At 66.3% G+C, this 1,606-nt stretch carries 1 protein-coding gene and 1 pseudogene; one reads left to right on the top strand and one right to left on the bottom strand.

Annotated features, from left to right (window positions below; translation table 11 throughout):
• Positions 1-761, bottom strand: a pseudogene (locus tag EN884_RS35320) (transcriptional regulator); the annotation flags it as partial.
• A gap of 254 nt (positions 762-1,015) precedes the next feature.
• On the opposite strand from EN884_RS35320, the gene EN884_RS35325 reads away from it, so the two are divergent.
• Positions 1,016-1,606, top strand: a 591-nt coding sequence (locus EN884_RS35325) for a pyridoxal-phosphate dependent enzyme (protein WP_128361098.1), incomplete at its 3' end; no start/stop codon positions are given.

A 1,606-nucleotide genomic window follows, 5' to 3' on the forward strand; every position in this document is an offset into this window, starting at 1 on the left:
AGCGTGGACAGGCAGGCCGTTCGAAGCGAGGTGCCCGACTGTCGGTCACGGATCGCCCGCCAGGCCGCGCGAAGCGGTGCGAAATCGAGCTCCTCCGACCGAAACAATCGTTCCGCCGCGGCCAGATGCTCTTCGGCCGCGCCGACCTCGCCGCGCCCGGCCAGATTGGACAGCAACGCCAGATGTCCGCACGTGTCGAACGGCGCCAGTTCCACCCATGTGTCGAGATGGGCGATCGCCTCGTCACTATAAGCCGGCAGGCTCGCGACAAGGCGTTCCAGCACGGCGGCATGGCAAGCGCTGAAGCGGCGGCGCTGCGCGATCAGCCAGCTGTTGAAATGCGGGCTGCGCTCGAGCTCCAGCCCGTCGAGGAAATCGCCGGCAAACAGTCCGGCCAGCACGCGCAAGCGCTCGACGTCAAGCGTGCCGATCCCTTGCGCGGCGGCGCGGCTGACCTCCAGCACATCGACCAGGCAATCGTCGAGATCGAGTGCGACCGTATCGCCTTGGGTGGAGACCCGGCGCCGGGCCGGCATGTCAAGCGCGCCGCGCAGCTTGCTCAGGCACCAGCGCAGTTCGCCCCTTGGGTCGTTCGGCACATCCCACAACAACTCGCACAGGCGACTGCGGCTGACCGGATGCGGCGCCAGCGCCAGATAGGCGAGCAGCGCGCGCAGCTTGCGTGACGCGGGCAGGGCAACCGGAGCGCCGTCGCGGGAGATCATCAGCGGTCCGAGCAGGCGCACGGAAAGGACCGGCATGTCGCCGTCCGGCCTCGATCGAGTGGATTCCACGTGCGTTTCCACGCCTGCTCCCACGCTGGCCTGTCGGCCTCTCCTGTATCACCAAACACGACACGGCGCATCCGGCAGCGGATATCAGCGCCGGATACGGGCATTGCCGCTGTGCGGCATGTCAGTCCTAGCGCGGCAAGGTCACCAAACCTCGCCGCCCAGCCCGCCGGTTTGTAACCGGCCCGTGAAGACAAAACGCGATGACAATCAAGGAGACCAAGATGTTGCAGCAGCAGAAGATCAGAACCACGGCCGGGCGCGGCCGCCTGTTCGACAGCATTCTCGACACCGTCGGCGACACGCCGGTGGTTCGCATCAACAATCTCGGACCGTCCCACGCGACGATCTACGTCAAGGCCGAGTATTTCAATCCCGGCGCCTCGGTGAAGGACCGGCTGGCGCTCAACATCATCGAGGAGGGCGAGCGCAGCGGGGCGCTGAAGCCGGGCCAGACGGTGGTCGAGGCGACCAGCGGCAACACCGGCATTGGCCTCGCCATGGTCTGCGCGCAAAAGGGCTATCCGCTGGTCGTCACGATGGCCGACAGTTTTTCGGTCGAGCGCCGCAAACTGATGCGCATGCTGGGCGCCAAGGTGGTGCTGACGCCGCGCGCAGAAAAAGGTTTCGGCATGTACAAGAAGGCGGTGGAACTGGCCGAGGCCAATGGCTGGTTCCTTGCCCGCCAGTTCGAGACGACCGCCAACGCCGCCATCCACGAGGCAACGACGGCGCGCGAGATCGTCAATGATTTCGCCGGCTCGCGGCTTGATTTCTTCGTCACCGGCTATGGCACCGGCGGCACGGTGGTGGGC

Origin of the sequence: Mesorhizobium sp. M7A.F.Ca.AU.001.01.1.1, from assembly GCF_004022735.1 — a bacterium.
In the GTDB taxonomy this organism is placed as follows: Bacteria; Pseudomonadota; Alphaproteobacteria; order Rhizobiales; family Rhizobiaceae; genus Mesorhizobium; species Mesorhizobium ciceri.